12 protein-coding genes and 6 pseudogenes are annotated in these 19,178 nt (G+C 49.8%); 13 read left to right on the forward strand and 5 right to left on the reverse strand.

Features of this window, described 5'->3' with window-relative positions; genetic code table 11:
- The first annotated feature begins 44 nt into the window (after positions 1-44).
- Positions 45-344 carry an anti-adapter protein IraP gene (iraP, locus tag KQP84_RS10910; RefSeq protein ID WP_215846552.1) on the forward strand — a complete coding sequence of 100 codons (300 nt, stop codon included), beginning with the start codon at positions 45-47 and terminating at the stop codon, positions 342-344.
- A 189-nt stretch (positions 345-533) separates the two neighbouring features.
- Here the strand turns inward: iraP and KQP84_RS10915 are convergent.
- Positions 534-856, reverse strand: a pseudogene (locus KQP84_RS10915) (DUF6388 family protein).
- A 322-nt stretch (positions 857-1,178) separates the two neighbouring features.
- Here KQP84_RS10915 and yedD point away from each other — a divergent pair.
- The gene (yedD, locus tag KQP84_RS10920) at positions 1,179-1,649 is read left to right on the forward strand and encodes a lipoprotein YedD (RefSeq protein ID WP_215846553.1); all 471 of its coding nucleotides are present in this window, start codon (positions 1,179-1,181) and stop codon (positions 1,647-1,649) included.
- Between the two features lie 628 nt (positions 1,650-2,277).
- Here the strand turns inward: yedD and amyA are convergent.
- The 4 genes and pseudogenes from amyA to fliD all read right to left on the reverse strand — a co-directional run bounded on the left by amyA (position 2,278) and on the right by fliD (position 6,074).
- Positions 2,278-3,761, reverse strand: a pseudogene (gene amyA, locus KQP84_RS10925) (alpha-amylase).
- 104 nt (positions 3,762-3,865) lie between these two features.
- Positions 3,866-4,231, reverse strand: a complete 366-nt coding sequence (fliT, locus tag KQP84_RS10930) for a flagella biosynthesis regulatory protein FliT (RefSeq protein ID WP_215846554.1) — start codon at positions 4,229-4,231, stop codon at positions 3,866-3,868.
- Positions 4,231-4,640: pseudogene (gene fliS, locus KQP84_RS10935) on the reverse strand (flagellar export chaperone FliS). Before fliS ends, fliT begins: the two are co-directional and overlap by 1 nt.
- A 12-nt stretch (positions 4,641-4,652) precedes the next feature.
- Positions 4,653-6,074: a flagellar filament capping protein FliD gene (fliD, locus tag KQP84_RS10940; protein ID WP_215846555.1), complete on the reverse strand. Its 1,422-nt coding sequence runs from the start codon at positions 6,072-6,074 to the stop codon at positions 4,653-4,655.
- Between the two features lie 337 nt (positions 6,075-6,411).
- Between fliD and KQP84_RS26170 the strand changes: the two are divergent.
- The 11 genes and pseudogenes from KQP84_RS26170 to KQP84_RS10990 form a co-directional block, all read left to right on the forward strand.
- Positions 6,412-6,998: pseudogene (locus KQP84_RS26170) on the forward strand (flagellin N-terminal helical domain-containing protein); the annotation flags it as partial.
- Positions 6,999-7,418: 420 nt separating this feature from the next.
- Positions 7,419-7,697 (forward strand): annotated as a pseudogene (locus KQP84_RS26175) (flagellin); the annotation flags it as partial.
- A gap of 251 nt (positions 7,698-7,948) precedes the next feature.
- The gene (locus tag KQP84_RS10950) at positions 7,949-11,485 is read left to right on the forward strand and encodes a glycosyltransferase (RefSeq protein ID WP_309140148.1); all 3,537 of its coding nucleotides are present in this window, start codon (positions 7,949-7,951) and stop codon (positions 11,483-11,485) included.
- Between the two features lie 197 nt (positions 11,486-11,682).
- Positions 11,683-12,651 carry an HNH endonuclease signature motif containing protein gene (locus KQP84_RS10955; protein WP_215846556.1) on the forward strand — a complete coding sequence of 323 codons (969 nt, stop codon included), beginning with the start codon at positions 11,683-11,685 and terminating at the stop codon, positions 12,649-12,651.
- Between the two features lie 143 nt (positions 12,652-12,794).
- Positions 12,795-13,517, forward strand: coding sequence for an RNA polymerase sigma factor FliA (locus tag KQP84_RS10960; protein ID WP_215846557.1), 723 nt, complete (start codon positions 12,795-12,797; stop codon positions 13,515-13,517).
- 50 nt (positions 13,518-13,567) lie between these two features.
- Entirely contained in the window at positions 13,568-14,071 is a 504-nt protein-coding gene (gene fliZ, locus KQP84_RS10965; protein ID WP_215846558.1) for a flagella biosynthesis regulatory protein FliZ, read from the forward strand.
- Positions 14,072-14,210: 139 nt separating this feature from the next.
- Entirely contained in the window at positions 14,211-15,197 is a 987-nt protein-coding gene (locus KQP84_RS10970; protein WP_215846559.1) for a D-cysteine desulfhydrase, read from the forward strand.
- A 104-nt stretch (positions 15,198-15,301) separates the two neighbouring features.
- Positions 15,302-16,102, forward strand: a complete 801-nt coding sequence (gene tcyJ / locus KQP84_RS10975) for a cystine ABC transporter substrate-binding protein (protein ID WP_215846560.1) — start codon at positions 15,302-15,304, stop codon at positions 16,100-16,102.
- On the forward strand, positions 16,102-16,770 hold the full coding sequence (tcyL, locus tag KQP84_RS10980) for a cystine ABC transporter permease (protein WP_215846561.1): 669 nt from the start codon (positions 16,102-16,104) through the stop codon (positions 16,768-16,770). Before tcyJ ends, tcyL begins: the two co-directional genes overlap by 1 nt.
- Positions 16,767-17,519 (forward strand): L-cystine ABC transporter ATP-binding protein TcyN, encoded by a 753-nt coding sequence (gene tcyN / locus KQP84_RS10985; RefSeq protein WP_215846562.1) that lies wholly within the window; start codon positions 16,767-16,769, stop codon positions 17,517-17,519. The genes tcyL and tcyN overlap by 4 nt, the downstream gene beginning before the upstream one ends.
- Before the next feature lie 228 nt (positions 17,520-17,747).
- Positions 17,748-18,837, forward strand: a pseudogene (locus KQP84_RS10990) (acyltransferase family protein).
- The last annotated feature ends 341 nt before the right edge of the window (positions 18,838-19,178 follow it).

Below are 19,178 nucleotides of genomic sequence, written 5' to 3' on the forward strand. Positions count from 1 at the left end.
GGTCAAAACGACATATTGGAATTACTGACTTCAGGAGAAGTGCAATGCGACAGCTGGTTATAGATATTCTGCTTAAAATGGCAAAGATGGATGTCGACGCCAAAGAATTGACAGCGCAGACCGAGGCGCAAACTTTGTTAATCGCCGCATTGCTGATTCAGGCAAAACAAGACAATTCGCTCACCATCACCGAAACGGTGCAAGATGCGATCGTCACGGCTTCACGCTCTTCAACTGAGTTTTTGCAATCTGATGTAGATTTGCTGTTGACGCACATTAATCGTTTGCTGGCAGTGGCGAAATACGTCGAAGTGAATGGCAAGGCAGAAACAGAAGGGGAGTAAAAATTAGCCTCTGGAGGTGGAAATCCAGCAACACCTCCAGAGGCAGTGCAAAAGCACTATTCGTTCAAGGACAATCGCGACCGAAGTCGTGGGATAAACTTATACAAGATTTGTCTTGTTGTACAATTTATTTATGCCGATTTCGACTGGTTGGAGGTGTTTTTAAAGTGCACCTTTAACCCGATTGCCTTATAGCTCATTCTTGATGCAAAACTCTTCCCACGTCATACCCAACGATTCGGCATGTGATTTGAGATAAGTCTCGATCGCGTCCGCCGCTACCGCTTTATCTGGTTCAGCCAGCTGAATAGAAAAGATCATCCCATCGAGATTTTTTGACGTAAAAACGCAGCGTAGATGCGTTCGGCATGCCATTCGCGCAACTGTCGCAGTGATAAGTTTGCGGCGCGCGCATCGCTTTCGGTAAGTTCATCAAGGGCTTGCTGGAAATCGGCGTGGGCGGCGAAAAACATGTCGCGCGCCTGGGCATAATAGGCTTCTGGCGTTTTCATCATTACGTTCCTGAAAGTCTGTTGCAGCGCGCCAGTGTAGCCTGTTGCAATCGTATTGTCAGGAATCCGATACGCCGCTAAGTAGATGAAGGGGCATTCTGTTGAAACTTCTAGACTCGCTTTCATATTATGGCGGCAGATTGCGCAAACGTTCGAATTATCTCCAGGCGCTGTCACGCTTTGCTGCATGTTGATGAGCCGTAAAACAGCGAAAGAGAGAAGAAAGCGGGATAGAAAGCGGTTGCGGATGCGCAGATATCTTGCGTAGCTTAGTGGAAAAATTATAACGTAGCCGCCATTGATGCGAGCTTAGGGATTAAAGATGAAAAAGTGGATGCTGATTGCAGTACTGGCGCTGGGCGGCTGTGCCCAAATCGATAACTATAAAAGCGCGGTGAAAACGCCAGCGCCCGCCAGTTTGCAAGGCAACTGGCAAACCGTTGAGCCGCAAGGCGGTTTGATTAGCGATCAAGCCATTGCCAGTTTGATCATTGATTCTGATGGCAGCACGCTGGATTGTCGCCAATGGCAGCGCATTATCGCCAAGCCGGGGAAATTAACCTTGCTGAGCGGTGATTACGTCAACGTAAATCGTCAACTGCGCGTTATGCCGCTGGTGGTGGAAAACGGCGAACTGAAATATGACGGTTTGACGCTGCGTAGAGTGGATCGTCCAACGGTAGATTGCCAAAAAGCGCTGGATGAAGTGGCCAAACAGCCTGACGCAGCGGTGATTCAGAATATCGAACCAGAACTGCTGCGCACAACGATTACACAGAATAACGAGAAGTAAGTTCCGAGTGTAATGCTAGGGTAGCTGCGCTGTTTGGATTACTCCTCTGCGCGCTGTTTGGATTATTCCTCTGCGCGCTGTTTGGATTATTCCTCTGCGCGCTGGCCCCCATCCCGACCTTCCCCGCGAAGCGGGGAAGGAGACGCTGCCGCATGCAGCTTCAATACTCGCATATGGCAGCATCTTCCTCCCCCACTTGTGGGGGAGGATTGAGGTGGGGGACAAACGACCTCGCACTTAAGATGTTGAAGTGGAGTACGCTGGCCCCCATCCCGACCTTCCCCCGCAAAGCGGGGAAGGAGACGCTGCCACATGCAGCTACAGAGTTGGCATATGGCAGCATCTTCCTCCCCCATGTATGGGGGAGGACCGAGGTGGGGGATAAACGACCTCGCACTTAAGATGTTGAAGTGGAGTACGCTGTCCCCCATCCCGGCCTTCCCCGCGAAGCGGGGAAGGAGACGCTGCCGCATGCAGCTTCAATACTCGCATATGGCAGCATCTTCCTCCCCCATGTATGGGGGAGGATTGAGGTGGGGGACAAACGACCTCGCACTTATGGGGAGCGAGGTGGAGGACAAACGACCTCGCACCTGAGAGGATTAAGGTGGGGGCAAACGACGCCAAACTACTTCTTATCCACCACCCAGACGCTCACGCTGCCGCCGTTACACAGAAAAACTGCGTTACCTTCTTCATCGGTAGTGACTGTTTCCAGGCGATGACCTAAATAATCGCTCCAGGATTTGCCAGCATAACCTGCGCCCATCGCCACCGTTTTCTCACCCTCATCACCGTTTGACATGATAACCACACAGCCGGGATGTTCTTCCGTGCCGCTGCGACTAAACGCCACGCAGTTCGGATGATCAAAATAGTCGGTTTGCGCGCCCCAGCCGTAAATCTGGCGGGCACGAATCAAGTTTTCCAGTTCAGCTATCACCGGTATCTGAATGTTATACATCTCGCCATCATCACCTTCATCTTCATAGTTGGCCCCAAACAGGTCAGGGTAGAAAATTGTCGGCACGCCTTGTTCGCGCAGCAAAATCAGCGCATATGCCAGCGGTTTAAACCATGACTCAACGGGCGCTTCCAGTGATTGCAACGGCTGTGTATCGTGATTAGCAACGATGGTCACGGCATGCCAGGGATCGGCGACCACCAGTGAATTTGCAAATATCTGGCTGAGGTCATATTCACTTCCTTGCAGAGAAGCCTGATGGAAGTTCAAGTGCAGCGGCGCATCAAACAGCATGGTTTTGCCGTCAACCTGCTCGATATATTGCTGCAATTTATCAAGTTCATGCGCCCAGTATTCGGCCACGATAAACATCGGTTCGTTGGCGACATCCTGAATGTGATCAATCCATTCTTTATAAAACCAGGCAGGAATGTGCTTCACTGCATCCAGACGAAATCCGGTGCAGGGCAGTTGTTCCATAATCCAACGCGCCCAATACTTTAATTCTTCACTCACCGCGTTGTTACGGAAGTCAATGTTGGCACCCATCAGATAATCAAAATTGCCGAGTTCATTATCAACCTGGTCGTTCCAACCTTCGACCGTGTAATCATTGATGATTTTGAACACGCCGTTTTCGTCGGGATTTTCGATATGATCCACGCCGCTAAAGCATTTGTAATCCCAGATGAATTTTGAATATTTGCCCGCGCGCGCCGGAAAGGTGAAGCGCGTCCAGGCTTCACACTCGAGTACTTCATCATCAATCTCTTCTCGGTTATCAGGATTGACGCGGTTAACCTTTATTTTCTCCTTTTCATCAGCGCCAATTTTATGATTCAGCACCACATCCATGACCACGCCAACGTTGTGGCTGCGCAGCGTATCAACAGCGGCTAATAACTGCTGCTTGTCACCATATTTGGTGGCAATGCTGCCTTTTGGTCAAATTCACCCAGGTCAAACAGATCATAGGTATCGTAACCTTCAGAATCTGCACCCGATCCCCCTTTGTAGCTGGGTGGAAGCCACGCCATCGTAATTCCGATTTCACTCAACCAAGCCGCTTTCTCTGCAACTTCTGGCCACAGTTTGCCGCCTTTCGGGTAATACCAATGGAAAAACTGCAATAAGGTTGGGTTTTGCATCGCTGCACTCCATGAGGGATGATGAAAATCAAGTATGGAGTAAGCGGGAAAAAAGGCGCGTCGCGCTGAAAAATATATCTGCGCGACACGTTAAAGGCAGGAAACTAGGATTGGGTTTCGCGCGGCACCATCACAATACCGCCTTGCTTACCGTAAGCGGAAAGCACGGATTTCTGACGTGAAGATTGACCGACCAGCGAGGCCAGCTCATCCATACGTATCTGCAACAGACGCTTCACTTCAGCTTCATTATCAAGGATATGACGTAAGACGGGGCGCAGCTGCTCCAGAACCTGAACAGAAGGCGCGGCGTCCTCTGTTGAACGCGCTAATTTCTGCACCGCGCTGACATAATCCATCTCTTTGCTAATCAACGCTTCCCATTCGCCGTCGGTTGCAAGGCGCAGCATCCCCTGGCTTAGCGTCAGTAACTGTTGGTAAGTCGTAATCAGATGCGGTGCAAGAGTCATTAAACGGCGTCCTGAATCAGGGTTTGAGGTTGCGCAACTTCTTTCCAGGCGTCGGCAATATTGCGTAGCAGGCTTTCGACTTCTTCGATGGCTTCTACGTCATTGTGTAGATTGGCTTGTAACAGACGACGTACCATGTAGGTGTAAAGACCCAGCAGGTTATCTGCAAGTTCATCACCGCTGTGATCGTCGAGGCCTTGTTTCAGTCCGCTTTCAATAATATTGATCGCTTTTGAGAGGGAAAGACCTTTTCCTCAATGTTGCCGTCCTGTAAGAACAGGCGGGCACGCACCAGCGCGCTAAGCGCACCGTCGAAAAGCATCACAACCAGCTGATGCTGGCTGGCGCTCATCACGGCGCTTTCGACGCCGATTTTTGCATAGGCTTTCGTGCCATTTGCGCTGTACATGTTTACTCCTTATTACGATGAGCTGCTGCTGGAGCTTGTGGAAGTCGCAAACTGCTGAGTTAAGTAGTCGCTGGTGGTGTTCAGCGAACTCATGAGCACGTCTAACTGGGTAAACTGCGCTTTATAGCGCGCCACCAGATTATCGATACGCGTGCTCATGGTGTTGTACTGATCGGTCAGGTTATTCAGAGTTTTACTGACGCCGTCAGTCGCCGCCTGAATAATGCCGGTTGATGAGAGCCAGCCGGTCAAATTCGTCGCGATGGTGGTGGTGATACCGGTGGTTTTGCCGTCACCAACGATCATCTCTTTCACACCGTCCGGATCTGTACTCAGTGCGGTGTCCAGTTTGTCAGAGTCGAGTTCTAACTGGCCGCTGGTAGGATCGGTGGTGATGCCAATCTGCGCCATAGTTTTATAGGTCGATGAGCTTTGCGCATTGGTCAGCATGGTTTTTAACTGGGTCTGGATGGTACGCAGCGTACTGTCGCCCAGTAACGCACCGTTGCTGGAGTCTTGCGCATCAGCGCCGACATCAACTGCAGTGTATTTAGTTAACGTAGTGAATTGATCCAGCAAGGTATTGTAAGCATCGACCCAGCTGGTAATGGCGCTGTTCGCTTTTGACGTGTCTTTGGTGATCGTCAGCGTCTGGTTACCGGTTGTGGTGTCATTGAGATTCAGCGTGATGCCTTCCAGGGCATCGCTGATTTCATTGCTGCTGCTTTCAATCGCCACGTTGTTCACGGTGAGCTTGGCGTTTTGCGCCGTCACACTTTCGGTCATCGCATTGGTGGTGGTTGAAGCGTCATAACCCACAACGGCTTGTAACGTATCGTCGCCGGTGACTTCAATTTTGCTGACGGCGTTGTCGCTGCCGGTTTCGCTGGAGGTCATTGATAAACGATAACTTCCGTCACCCACTTTGATAATCGTGGCGGTGACGCCTGCATCGGCACTGTTGATCGCATCGCGCATGCCGGTCAGTGAGGTTTGTTCGGCGGTTAGCGTGATGTTTTTACTGGTGCCATCGGTCAGCGTGATAGCCATTGTGCGGCTGGCAGCGCTGTCACCCAATGCAGTGGTGTTGCTGGTTTGCACCGCTGACGTCAGGGTTTGCGCCTGCGCCAGCTGCGTTACGCTGACGGTGTACTTACCGGCCACGGTGCTACCTGATGTGGTGGCGCTAAATGCGCTGGAGCTGCTGGTTGCCGTAGTGGCGGTAAACAGATCGGCATCATTCAGTTTGGTGTTGGCGGTTTGAAACGTCGTTAATGCACTTTTCAGCGTGCCGTAAGCACTCAACTTAGAGGTATACGCGGACTGTTGCGTGGTAATCGGCGTCAATGACGCTTTCTCTGCAGTGGTCAGACTATCCAGAATAGTACTTAAATCGAGGCCTGAACCGATACCTAAGGTAGAAATACTAGCCATGTTGTTTCCTTTATATGGTCGACACGGAGTTTGAATACCGGTGTTATCGGCTTTTATTAAGTAAAGTTTAAGGTTATTTACGCATCGCTAATAAACCGAATAGGACATATAGAGAAGGGTATTTCGGCGACTAGAAAAATGTTCAATTAACGCTAAAGAAGTTCTGAGGGTGGGCGATAAACATTAGCGTGACAGGAACCAGCAGAAAAAGTTGGCCTGGTCCTAAAAAATTCTAAAGGTTGTTCAAGGGCAGACGATAACAACATTGACGGCGTTGAAGCCGGCGGGTTGAAGCCCACACCTTAACCGAAAGACTTGATTAACAGGAAAATTTATCATGGCCCAAGTCATTAATACCAATAGCCTCTCGCTGATCACTCAGAACAACATCAACAAGAACCAGTCTGCTCTGTCTACTTCTATCGAGCGTCTGTCTTCAGGTTTACGTATCAACAGCGCTAAAGATGACGCTGCTGGTCAGGCAATTGCCAACCGTTTCACCTCTAACATCAACGGCCTGACTCAGGCTGCTCGTAACGCCAACGACGGTATCTCTGCTGCGCAGACTACTGAAGGCGCACTGTCAGAAATCAACAACAACTTACAGCGTGTACGTGAACTGACCGTACAGGCACAGAACGGCACCAACTCTGATTCTGACCTGTCTTCAATCCAGGACGAAATCAAATCACGTCTGGACGAAATTGACCGCGTTTCTGGTCAGACTCAGTTCAACGGCGTGAACGTACTGGCTAAAGACGGCACCATGAAAATTCAGGTTGGCTCTAACGATGGCGAAACTATCTCTATCGACCTGAAAAAATCGACTCTTCTACTCTGGGTCTGAAAGGCTTCTCTGTAGATGGCAACAGCCTGAAACTGAGCGATACCATCACTAAAGTGGGTGATGCCTCTTCTGGTGCGATGGCTGATGTTGACCTGAGCGCAGTAGCGTCCTCTCTGGGTGTGGATGCAAGCGGCCTGTCACTGCATAACGTACAGACTTCTGGCGGTGCTGCTACATCTACCTACGTTGTTTCTTCAGGTGATGACAACTACGCTGTATCTGTAGGTTCAGGCGGCGCCGTCACTCTGAACACCACTGAAGTTGATTACACTGATACCGAAAACGGTGTTGCAAGCGGCGTGATGACCGGTGTTGCAGTTAAAGTTGGCGCAGATGCCAGCGGCAACGCGGTAGGCTTCGTTAGCGTTCAGGGCAAAAACTACAGCGCTGATACCGGTACTCTGGACAACGGCGGCGACACGGCTAACGATGCAACCAGCAGCGACGTGGGCGATATTTCTGCTACTGGCAACGCAAAACTTTACACTGGTGCTTCAACTAACGATCCACTGGCTCTGTTGGACAAGGCTATCGCTTCTGTTGATACCTTCCGTTCAAGCCTGGGTGCGGTGCAAAACCGTCTGGATTCTGCTATCACCAACCTGAACAACACTACGACTAACCTGTCTGAAGCACAGTCTCGTATTCAGGATGCTGACTACGCAGTTGAAGTTTCAAACATGTCTAAAGCGCAGATCGTTCAGCAGGCGGGTAACTCAGTGTTGGCTAAAGCTAACCAGGTTCCACAGCAGGTTCTGTCTCTGCTGCAGGGCTAATAAGCCCGGCAAAGCAATAAACGTTAGTCTTGTTAGACAGAGATTAACGTCTAAAAACACAACCCTGTCAGCATTATGCTGGCAGGGTTTTTTTAATTTATGGGTCTGACAAAATGGGCACGTTAATAGCGCATATTGACGATGGTTTTATCACCTACTTGAACGATTGAATTTCATTTAGCTGAATATGATGAGGGAAAATATTTCTGTCCTGCACCCTGATTCCACAGGCGCTCAGGCAGTCTGGGAGAATGACTCAAATGCCTCATACACCGTTGGTCAGTATTATTATTACTGCTCAAATTCCTACTTGGTTTGAAAAAGCGTTACTAAGCGCCTTAGCTCAAGATTATTCCCGTTGTGAGATTTTAGTTGCAGACTACAGTGGTGATAAATTTATCACGCAGATGTTGCAACCTTATTTGAATCAGCCGGGTCATCCTGTTCGTCACCTTGAGTACGCCACGGATCATGAACGCATCCATGAGGATTCAATTTCCGCCGCTGAAGGTGAATACATTAAGTTCATGACTGACGCGGAATTGTTGGCTGTGAATTGTGTCAGTACACTGACTGCCGGTATGGAATCTCAGTTTGATTGTGTTGTCGCCGCCGCAAAACGTACGCGTATTGATGCAAAAGGCAAAGTCATGCCAGATATCGTGGCGACTGCGGCTTTCTTAACGGATGACAGCGTGGTCAACGGCCTGGATTTCCTGCGTTATCAAACCACTCTGCATTTTAATTTAATTGGTGAATTAACCGCTGCGCTTCTGCGCCGAGAAGATCTCTTGGCCTTAATATCCCAGGAGCAGCCTTTATTAAATTGTGATAGCGAAAGAATGGAAGGAGCGGAAGCGCTGGTTGTCTACAGTAAACTGCTTACCAAAGGACATCTGGTTTATTTTACAAAACCGCTCTGTTCTATTCGCGTTTCTGATGTTTATACCCAGCCACAGCAGCATGAGGGCAGGGAACACATCATCAAAAAACGTGAAGCGGTATTTAACCATATACGCAATAAAGCTTGGTATCAGGAGCAGAGTGGTCCGGCGAATAGCGTGCGAGTTGCGCTTTTATCTGATCCAATCAATTTCCGCCGCCAGAATCTCAATGCGTTACAGCATAAAAATTTAAACTTGAATAGTTTTCATTGCTGGCTGGATGAGCGAACGCTTAAAAATTTTCAAACAGAATACCTAATTGCGTCCGCCGTCAATCCTGACCAGGCAACACGCATTGCTGTGGTGATTAATGTTGACCAGGAAAAAGCGGCACATCTCACTTTAACGCTCGCGTCATTAGAAAAACAAACGTTGCCAATATTAAGCCTCCAGCCGATTTTAGTCGGTGAAGGTTTCGATAATCATACTGACTTGCTGTGCTATCCATCAACAGCTGAACAACGTCTGAGCACCCTGAATCACATCATTAATGAGCACGATCATGCGTGGTTTATCTTTATTGATGCGGGAGATGAGTTTAATGCTTCAGGTCTTATTGCGTTGTCCGCAAATTTGCCACAGGCAGAAGGCCTCTTAGCCCTATACGCTGATGAGTTTTTCCACATTGACGGACAACCCACTGGCATAGCTTTCCGTCCTGACTTCAATCTGGATCTGTTGTTAAGCTCGCCAAAAACCATGGCGCAACATTGGCTCTACCGCCGTGAACTGCTTCAGGCAGCAGAAGGTTTTGACACCCAATATCCTGCCGCGGCTGAGTTCGATTTAATTCTTAAGTTAATAGAGTCACAAGGTTTCAATGTTGTCGGTCATCTCTCAGAACCTTTGCTGACGGGCCGTTTGAAAAGTCGTGAGTTGACAGAAGATGCAGCAATTATTACGCGTCATTTGAATAATCGTGGTTATCCCAATGCGCAAATCGCGCTCGACAGCTTTTACAATTATCGTTTGCGCTATCAGCATCCGACCACGCCAACGGTGTCATTTGTTGTCCTCGTTAACTGGCATTTACCTTCGCTGATCAGTTGTGTCACTTCGCTGCTAGAAAAAACTACCTATCTCAATTATGAGCTGATCATCGTTGCTGATAATCACAGCAGCCCTGAACGCGAGAGCTGGTTAGAAGGGATCAGCGCGGTGGATGAGACGCGCATTCGCGTTGTGAAATTTGATGCGGTTTTCCACCATGCTGCGATGGCGAATTTAGGCGCCAGTCACGCTCGTGGTGACTATTTGATGTTTATGCATTGCGAACTGGCTGTCACTGACGGCGAGTGGCTTGATAATTTGCTCAATCATGGGCAGCGAGCTGAAGTGGCCGTTGTGGGAGGCAAGCAGCTTGCTTCCAATAATAAAATTCGCCATGCGGGTTACGTTTTAGGCGTCAATGGTGTTGCAGGGGAGTGCTTTCGAGGACAGGAAGATAGTCAGCCAAGCTATTTAGGTCGATTGCAATTAGACCAGAACTATACGGCGGTTTCCGGCGATTTCATGCTGGTGCGTAAAGCTATTTATGATGAGTTAAAAGGATTTGATGTCGAACTGGCACTTTTTGATGACGTTGATTTTTGCTTAAGGGCTCGACAGCTGGGATATTTAACCGTCTGGACGCCTTATGCGCGCATTTTGCGTCCGGCCGCACGCCAAAGCCAGTTTGTAGGCGAAACAGTGCACAATTCAAACCGATTAAAACAGCTCGAAGAAGATAAAATTTATGCGCGATGGATGCCTGTAGTTTCTCGTGATCCAGCTTATAACAGCAATTTATCTTTACGCAGCCGTCATTTTGAACTCAACAAAGAGAGTTCACTTTGTTGGCGACCTGCTCAACGACCGAATGTGCCTGTAATTATGGCGCATAACGCCGATGTGGCTGGCTGCGGCTATTATCGCGTTATTACGCCTTTTGAAGCGATGCAGCGCGAAGGTCTGGCTGACGGAAAGGTGAGTATTTCTCTGCTGACGCACAGCGAACTAAATCAGTACAAACCGGACTCACTGATTATTCAGCGTCGATACTCTCCCGCTTTCCATCAATGGATTGAGCGCGTAGGAAAAATGAGCGACGTTTTTAAAGTGTTTGAGTTAGATGATTACATTTTAAATGTGCCAATGAAGCATTATCGCCGCCGCGATTTCACGCAGGAAATTACTGCCCAGTTGCGAAAAAGTCTCAGCTTTTTCGATCGTTTTGTGGTTTCGACTGCGCCACTCGCAGAAGCATTAAGCAGTATGCACAGTGATATTCGAGTGATGCCAAACCGTTTGCCTGTTGAGTGGTGGGGTAACCTACAAAGTTTACGTAACCAAGGACGCAAACCTCGAGTAGGTTGGGCGGGCGGTGCGAGTCATACTGGCGATCTGGAAATGATCGTTGACGTGGTTAAAGAATTTGCTAATGAGGTTGAGTGGGTATTTTTTGGCATGTGTCCTATGAAGCTACGCCCTTATATTCATGAGTTGCACATTGGCGTTGATATTAGTTTATATCCTGAGAAGCTAGCCTCGCTCAACCTCGACCTCGCGTTAGCGCCAGTGGAAGACAATATATTCAACATCTGTAAGAGTAATCTGCGTCTTATGGAATATGGCGCATGTGGTATTCCAGTTATCTGTAGCGATGTTGAATGCTACCGTGACACACCATTGCCAGTAACACGGGTAAAAAACCGTTTCAAAGACTGGTGCGATGCAATACGTTTCCATTTGAATGATCTGGATTACAGTGAAAAAAATGGCTTGGAACTACAGAAAATTTTGCGTCGTGACTGGATGTTGACCGGAGAAAATTTGCAGGATTGGGTAAAAGCCTGGACTCCTTAAACAACTAAAACAATGAAGCCCGTCAAATAAATACAGCTTTTGGCGGGCTTTTTTAAGCAAATTTTGCCCCGTTAAGCATGACATCATGCTAAAGCCAGCAAACGTTAACACCCCGTTACAGATCCCGCCGTGTCTGCCGATAACTCCTTTTACAACAACACAACGTTTGATCCTTTTTTCCGACTTCTGGAGTGTCTATGCGCTTCAATTATGACTTGTTACCGGGTGAGCTGCTGACCTTCGAAGAGATCGCCTTACGCTACTCCCAGCAATACCCTGATGATAAAGAGTTAACGGCACGCGCTTTACTCAGTCCCAGCACCAGCTTCCGCACGCTGAAAATTCGCGCGGTGTTTGCCCATGAAGAGAGCAACAGTCCACAAGAAGATTTGCTGTTCATTTCTAACGACAATGAGCGCAAAAACTATCTGCGCCGTTTTGAGCACTATTTAAAGCAGCAACTGCCGTTTCTCTATTTCCGCCGCAGCGAGCAGGGCAAAAAAGAGAATCTTTGGCAGGTGATGGGAGAGAGTCGGGTTTACGCGATGATCGATCCGCACTCCGCGGTGGCGCAGAATCTGCTGACCAGTCGCGGCTATAAGTTGGTGCTGATGCGCCAGGATGAAGAAGAGGAGTACTGGCAGCTGTTTAATCCGCAGGCCAATCCCTGTTTCCCGCAGTCGCGACGCATTCAGTTCATTGTGGTCCTCAGCACGCCGCAACATAAAGTGCCTACAGCGGTAATGCCTGGCACAGAAGTGGGGCGGCGCGTCAAAGCCAAAGTGCTGCAACGCGCCAGTCAGACAGAATTCACCGCCGCAGTTAAAGCGCGCTATGGTGCCTGCGTGATCACCGGCACGCGTCTTACCGATCGTCATAACTGGCCGTGGGTTGAAGCCTGTTATATCGATACGCGTGAAAACGAAGAGGGCTTTTTAGCCGACAACAGCGTGGATAACGGCTTGTTTTTACGCAGTGATTTGCAGCGTTTATTCATTAACCGATTGATTAATATTGATGGTGAATCGGGACGGATTTATTTTCATCCGGGTGAAGAAGCGCTTGAAAGTATAAGCCCGTTTTATCAGGCGCTGGAAGGGCAGACCTGTGCATTATGGGATGCTGTGCCGTCGGGCACGCGGCAGCGCCTGCTCGCGCTGCGCTAATCTATTTCACAGGGGGCGTAATCGTCGCCTCCTGATATAACAAATTTGAAATAACCTCGATTTACCCCGCCTATTCACCCAATCAAAAACCCTACAGAATTGGATAATCATGCCGATAACTTCATTAACGCAGGGTAGTCAACGTGAACAATCTCTATACCGCCGATGGCGTGATGGATAAGCATTCGCTCTGGCAGCGTTACGTTCCTCTGGTGCGGCACGAAGCGCTGCGCCTTCAGGTGCGTCTGCCAGCCAGCGTTGAGCTTGACGATCTGCTGCAAGCAGGTGGCATTGGTCTGTTGAATGCCGTGGAGCGCTATGACGCGCTGCAGGGCACCGCCTTTACCACTTATGCAGTGCAGCGCATTCGTGGCTCAATGCTGGACGAGCTTCGCAGTCGGGACTGGGCACCACGTAGCGTTCGTCGTAACGCACGCGAGGTAGCCGGTGCCATGCATCAGGTAGAACAGACGTTGGGGCGTGCTGCTACCGAGCAGGAAGTGGCTCAACAGTTGAATGTTTCGATGGAGGAGTACCGGCAGATTTTGCTGGACACCAACAACAGCCAACTCTTTTCCTACGACGAGTATCGAGAAGAACACGGCGACAGTGCGGAGCTGGTGACGGAAGGCCACGAAGAGGCTAATCCGCTTCATCAGTTGTTAGAAGGGAGTCTGCGTGAGCGCGTCATTGAAGCGATCGAAGCGTTACCCGATCGCGAAAAGATGGTGCTGACACTGTACTACCAGGAAGAACTGAACCTGAAAGAGATTGGCGCGGTGCTTGATGTAGGGGAATCCCGAGTCAGCCAACTGCACAGTCAGGCGATCAAACGCCTGCGTGCCCGACTTACGGGAGCGCGCTAGCAGTATCAGTTCCTGGCGATTCAAAAATATAAGAAACCGGGGACTCAGCAATGGGAGCCAAAACCAAAGCCAGACCGTTAAGTCGTTATCTTAAAGACTATAAACACAGCCAAAGTCATTGTTCGCATTGTGGCAAGGTATTAGATCGTATGGCGCTCGTTTTTCGCGGTCAGATCATCAATAAAGAGGCCATCGCTCGGATGGACCAAATGATTGATGAACCACTGTGGCTGAAACTTCAGCCTGAACTGACCGCGTTATGTCGTTTTTGCAGCGACATTTTTTGTAATACCCATCCAAACTATTTCGACATTATGGCGTTTAAGCAATATTTGTTCGAACAGACTGAAATGAGCCCCAGCACCATACGTGAATACGTGGTGCGGCTACGTCGGCTGGACGACATGTTGAAAGCCAAAAATTTCCCTGCCGACAGACTGCAAGGTAATAGCTGGCATGAGTGTCTGGAACGTGATTTACCGGATGCGGGTAATAACAATTACCGCATTGCGTTGCGTAAGTACGACCAATTTTTGGGTTGGCAGCAAAACTGAGGGGCCATTCGCGGCTGAATGGATAGCACGCGAGCAATGAATAGTTGCTCGCGTGCAGCGCCTCGCAGATTTACGGATGATCCTTTCCTCATCTTCTGCAACACTGTAAAGATCATTGCGCAATGCCTTGGAGGCAGCCTTGTCTTTACATCTTATTCATCAATTTCCTCGTCTGGAACTGCTGGGCGCACCCACGCCGCTTGAGCATTTACCCCGTCTTTCCGACTATCTTGCCCGCGATATCTTTATAAAACGTGACGATGTCACGCCAGTAGCGATGGGCGGCAACAAACTGCGTAAACTCGAATTCCTGGCCGCTGATGCGCTGCGTGAAGGAGCCGACGTGCTGCTGACTGCGGGCGCAATCCAGTCCAACCATGTGCGGCAAACCGCGGCCGTCGCCGCTCGGCTGGGTTTGAAATGCGTTGCCCTGCTTGAAAATCCGATTGGTACTGCCTCAGAAAACTACCTCAGCAACGGGAACCGCTTGCTGCTCGACCTGATGGATGCCGAAATCGTCATGGTTGATGCCTTGCATAATCCTCATGAACAACTCGCTGAACACGCCACGCGGCTTGAAGCGCAGGGTTTCCGTCCGTATGTGGTGCCGGTGGGCGGCTCGAATACGCTTGGCGCGTTGGGTTATGTTGAATGCGCACAGGAGATTGCGCACCAAAGCGAAGGTGTGGTGGATTTCGCCGCTGTGGTGGTGGCATCAGGCAGCGCTGGAACCCACGCGGGTTTAGCTGTGGGTCTGGAGCACTTGCTGCCAGAAACTGAGTTGGTTGGCATAACGGTTTCACGCACAGTAGAAGCGCAGCTGCCAGTGGTCGAGCGCATTCGTCAGCCGCTGGCAACACAATTAGCGCTAACCGCCAACGCGCCCATCACGCTCTGGGATGATTACTTTGCACCCCGCTACGGCGAGCCGAACGAAGAGGGCATGGCAGCGGTAAAACTGCTGGCGCGCCTTGAAGGTATCCTGCTCGATCCGGTTTACACCGGCAAAGCAATGGCGGGATTGCTGGATGGCATCAGTCAAAATCGCTTCCGCCGCGAAGGCCCGCTGCTGTTTATTCATACGGGCGGCGCACCGGCGTTATTTGCTTATCACCCTTCAGTCTGATACAGCAGGAAAAATCCAGTTTATAATCTAAAACTTACTCAGTAAGGCTCGGCAGCAAACGCTGCCGCACAACACACATCACATACTAATAAATTGGGGTGAATATGGTTTTTTCTCGTGTACGTCGCCAACTGGCGCTGGGCGTTATGGCGATGGCGCTGGTCGCCGGCGTTAACGTCAATACTTTCGCGGCAGAAAATTTGCTGAATAAAGTGAAAGATCGCGGCACGTTACTGGTTGGCCTTGAAGGAACGTATCCGCCGTTCAGCTTCCAGGATGAAAGCGGCAAGCTGACCGGTTTTGAAGTGGAGTTCGCCGAGCAGCTGGCGCAGCACCTTGGCGTGAAGGCCAGCCTGAAACCGACCAAATGGGACGGCATGTTGGCTTCGCTGGATTCTAAGCGTATCGACGTGGTCATCAATCAGGTCACCATCTCTGATGACCGTAAGAAGAAGTATGACTTCTCCACGCCTTACACTGTTTCTGGTGTCCAGGCGCTGACCATGAAAGCCAAAGCGGGCACCATCACTAAGCCTGAAGATTTGTCCGGTAAGAAAGTGGGTGTCGGCTTAGGTTCTAACTACGAGCAGTGGCTGCGAGATAACGTTAAAAACGTGGATATTCGTACCTACGATGATGACCCAACCAAATATCAGGATCTGCGCTCAGGCCGTCTTGATGCGATCTTGGTTGATCGTCTGGCTGCGTTGGATCTGGTGAAAAAGACCGGCAACACCATGGCCGTGGCGGGGAATGCGTTTTCACGTCTGGAATCGGGTGTAGCGCTGCGTAAAGGCGATGATGATCTGCTGAAAGCGATTAATCAGGCGATTGCCGATATGCAGAAAGATGGCTCACTCAGCAAGCTGTCCGAAAAATGGTTCGGCGCGGACGTGACTAAATAATGCAGGAAAGCTTACAACTGGTGCTGGATTCAGCACCCTTTTTGTTAAAGGGCGCGCTGTTCACGCTGCAACTCAGCATTGGCGGGATGTTTTTCGGCCTGGTGCTGGGTTTCATCCTTGCGCTGATGCGCCTGTCGCACTTGTGGCCGATAAGCTGGCTCTCCCGCATCTATGTGTCGATCTTCCGTGGCACGCCGCTGATCGCGCAACTGTTTATGATTTATTACGGTTTGCCGCAGTTCGGCATTGAGCTGGATCCGATCCCGTCGGCGATGATTGGTTTGTCGCTTAATACGGCGGCGTATGCGTCAGAATCATTGCGTGGCGCAATCTCTGCGATTGAACGTGGCCAATGGGAAGCGGCCGCCAGTATCGGTATGACGCGTTGGCAAACGCTGCGTCGCGTTATTCTGCCTCAGGCTGCGCGTACGGCATTGCCGCCGTTAGGTAACAGTTTTATCAGCCTGGTAAAAGACACGTCGCTGGCGGCAACCATTCAGGTGCCGGAACTGTTCCGTCAGGCGCAGTTGATCACCTCGCGGACGTTGGAAGTGTTCACCATGTATCTGGCAGCATCATTGATCTATTGGGTGATGGCGACGCTGTTGTCTATGTTGCAAAACCGTCTGGAAGATCACGTTAACCGTCAGGATCGGGAGTCGAAATGAGTGCCATTGAAGTGCGTAAACTGGTCAAAACCTTCAACGGCCAAACGGTGCTGCACGGCATTGATCTTGACGTTGCCTCCGGTGAAGTAGTGGCGATTATTGGGCCGAGTGGCTCAGGAAAAACTACCTTACTTCGCAGCATAAACCTGTTAGAAGTTCCAGACAGCGGTCGCATCAAAGTGGGTGACATCACCATTGAAGCCGCGCTGGCGCAGAGTAAACAGAAAGAGCAGGTTCGTCGTTTACGTCAGCAGGTGGGCTTTGTCTTTCAAAGCTTCAACCTTTTTCCTCACCGTTCGGTACTGGAAAACATCATCGAAGGTCCGGTGATCGTAAAAGGTGAACCGAAAGCAGAAGCGATAGCCCGAGCGCGTTCACTGCTGGAAAAAGTGGGATTGCAGGGCAAAGAGGAGAGTTTTCCTCGTCGTCTTTCGGGCGGGCAGCAGCAGCGTGTGGCAATCGCCCGTGCGCTCGCGATGCGCCCGGAAGTTATCTTGTTTGATGAACCGACCTCTGCGTTGGATCCCGAGCTGGTAGGCGAGGTGTTGAACACTATACGGGCGCTGGCAGAAGAGAAGCGCACCATGGTGATCGTCACACATGAAATGAGCTTTGCCCGCGACGTAGCCGATCGCGCTATCTTCATGGACCAGGGCCGCATCGTTGAACAAGGTGACGCGAAGGCGTTGTTTAGCAATCCGCAGCAATTACGTACCCGCCAATTCCTCGAAAAGTTCCTGAATCAGTAATTATCTCGCCTTCCGCCAGGAAGGCGCATTACTGCTGTTAACTATTTCATCCAGGTATTATCTGAAAATAACGCAAAGATATGAGTGTAACTTCCTGAATTAGACCTTAATTCGGACAAACCTTGCCCGCTTAAACCCTGAAATTTTCCTTTTGGGATTCCACCTCATTGTGACTTTTTTTATAAATCTAAATAATTCTTTACAAATACATGGCATCAGGACATCACAATGAGTACGCCAGCGAAGAAAGAAGTTCTTTGGATTAACACCTTGAAAGGGGGTGTATTTTGCTGGTGGTGTTACACCACACCATCATCACGACCTTTGCGCCCTCACTGCATTATCTGACTGCAGGCATTGCGCCAGCTGAATGGTGGGTCGCCTTTAATAAGTATCTCTCACCTTTACGAATGCCAGCCTTTTTCTTCGTTTCTGGTTTACTGGCCTGCAGCTCCATCGTCAAAAAAGCTGGCAGGACGTTTTTACAAAAAAATTCAGCAATATCGTTTATCTTTACCTGTTATGGGGCGTGATTCAGTGGCTCTCTATTCACTACATCGCGACACATCTGGGTGAAAAGCTTTCGGGTACCAAGAATGCGGCTTACGCCGATACGCCGCTGGAGTTTGTGAAGCTGCTGATGCTGTCAATGACCAGCTTATGGTATCTCTACGCGCTGGCAGGTTTTTTCCTTGCTACCAAGCTGTTCCACAAACAAAAGATCGCCCTGGTGGTGTTGGCATTAGTGGCGAACTATGCGGCCCAATTCAATCTCATCCCCGGATGGGGCCCGGCCAGCGTGGCGCAGAACTATCTCTATTTTCTGCTCGGCGTTTTCTTTAGCCAGGCGCTGGTTGAGTTAAGCAAGCTGGAAGGCCGCCACTGGGTGTGGTTAGCCGCGATCGCGGTAGTCGGCATTGCACATCATGCAGTCGGCCATTATAAAAATCCGTTCTATAGCTTACTGACCATCGTATTTGGCATTGTGCTGTGCCGCTTCCTCAATGAGCGCTTTAACATGGCATGGCTGAACTGGATTGGCCGCAACACGCTGCAAATCTATGTTTTGCACCGTATCTTCATTGAACTGCTGGGCCTGAGCGCGCTGACGCTGGCATTACATTATGGTTGGTTTGGCACGGCAGCCTTCAGTTGGACGTGGGCGTTAGTGATGCCAGTGTGCGGTGTCACGCTATGCGTGCTGATCTCTTTAGCGGTATGGTCAATACTTAATCGTGGTCCGGGACGCATGCTGTTTGTGTATCCGCGTTTACTGCGACAGCCCGTTAAACCTGAAGAGGTGCCTGGCGAACGTTAATCCCGATAAGGCCAGATATTCTGGCCTTTTTTATTTCATTCCTACACGTAATCCTACCCATTTAATTCTGCATAGCATATGTTTTATATTCTCGTTAAACATTTTGACGCATCTGACAAATCTTTTCTACTCGCCCACTTTATTCTGGTTTAATTGCCCTTAGGTTTCTCTCATTTAAATATGCTGCAGGCGATAATAGCCAAATTCATTTTCACTTCTTAGTGTTTAAAATTAAGCAGGATTATTTATGCGCAGCTAATGTAAAGAAACATGAGATAGCGTAAATAACTGTTTGTAACAGGGCCACTCCAAGACTTTTAAGAGTTTCGCTACATTCACCC

Source organism: Candidatus Pantoea bituminis, from assembly GCF_018842675.1.
Lineage (GTDB): Bacteria > Pseudomonadota > Gammaproteobacteria > Enterobacterales > Enterobacteriaceae > Pantoea > Pantoea phytostimulans.

Coding starts and splice junctions, on each gene's coding strand:
- fliT (WP_215846554.1), bottom strand. CDS start 4,231: ATGACTCTTGCACCGCATCTGATTACGACTTACCAACAGTTACTGACG.
- yedD (WP_215846553.1), top strand. CDS start 1,179: ATGAAAAAGTGGATGCTGATTGCAGTACTGGCGCTGGGCGGCTGTGCC.
- iraP (WP_215846552.1), top strand. CDS start 45: ATGCGACAGCTGGTTATAGATATTCTGCTTAAAATGGCAAAGATGGAT.
- fliZ (WP_215846558.1), top strand. CDS start 13,568: ATGGGAGCCAAAACCAAAGCCAGACCGTTAAGTCGTTATCTTAAAGAC.
- fliD (WP_215846555.1), bottom strand. CDS start 6,074: ATGGCTAGTATTTCTACCTTAGGTATCGGTTCAGGCCTCGATTTAAGT.
- tcyL (WP_215846561.1), top strand. CDS start 16,102: ATGCAGGAAAGCTTACAACTGGTGCTGGATTCAGCACCCTTTTTGTTA.
- tcyJ (WP_215846560.1), top strand. CDS start 15,302: ATGGTTTTTTCTCGTGTACGTCGCCAACTGGCGCTGGGCGTTATGGCG.
- tcyN (WP_215846562.1), top strand. CDS start 16,767: ATGAGTGCCATTGAAGTGCGTAAACTGGTCAAAACCTTCAACGGCCAA.
- KQP84_RS10950 (WP_309140148.1), top strand. CDS start 7,949: ATGACTCAAATGCCTCATACACCGTTGGTCAGTATTATTATTACTGCT.
- KQP84_RS10955 (WP_215846556.1), top strand. CDS start 11,683: ATGCGCTTCAATTATGACTTGTTACCGGGTGAGCTGCTGACCTTCGAA.